The following is a 425-nucleotide window of genomic DNA, read 5'->3' on the forward strand; positions in this document are numbered from 1 at the left end:
TCAAGCTCAAATTGAGTGAGGGTAAACACCTGATTTTTCTCTTTTGAAGGCCACTTATACTTGGCTTTTTCAAGGCGTTTATACCAGAGGGCGAAGCCTGTTTTATCCCAGTACAACACTTTAATCTTATCGCGCTGTTTATTGGTAAACAGGAACAGCGCACCGCTGCCAAGAGGCAAGTCAGTATCATTTTCGATAATCGCTGCAAGGCCGTTGATGGACTTTCTAAAATCGACGCTTTCACGATAAAGGTAAATGTCTGGAGCGCTGAGCATACCTTTCATGACAACGCTCCAATGAGTTCAGCAAGATAGGTGGCTGGCGTGCCTTGAGGAATGCTCAGCTCCACATCATTGATGAGAAGTGTCATGTTCGCCGTAGCTATCTGGGCCTGATACTTGGTTGTCTTTTCAACGATTTCGGCT

The 425-nt window shown here is 45.4% G+C and carries 1 protein-coding gene and 1 pseudogene; both read right to left on the reverse strand.

Annotation, left to right across the window (positions count from 1 at the left end):
• The coding region (gene tnpB, locus AB4307_RS21720) for an IS66 family insertion sequence element accessory protein TnpB (protein WP_371725165.1) at positions 1-284 on the reverse strand (284 nt) is incomplete at its 3' end.
• A pseudogene (locus AB4307_RS21725) lies at positions 281-425 on the reverse strand (IS66 family insertion sequence element accessory protein TnpA); the annotation flags it as partial. The pseudogene AB4307_RS21725 and the gene tnpB, both read right to left, overlap by 4 nt.

This window comes from Vibrio sp. 10N.261.52.C2, assembly GCF_041471425.1.
In the GTDB taxonomy this organism is placed as follows: domain Bacteria; phylum Pseudomonadota; class Gammaproteobacteria; order Enterobacterales; family Vibrionaceae; genus Vibrio; species Vibrio crassostreae_C.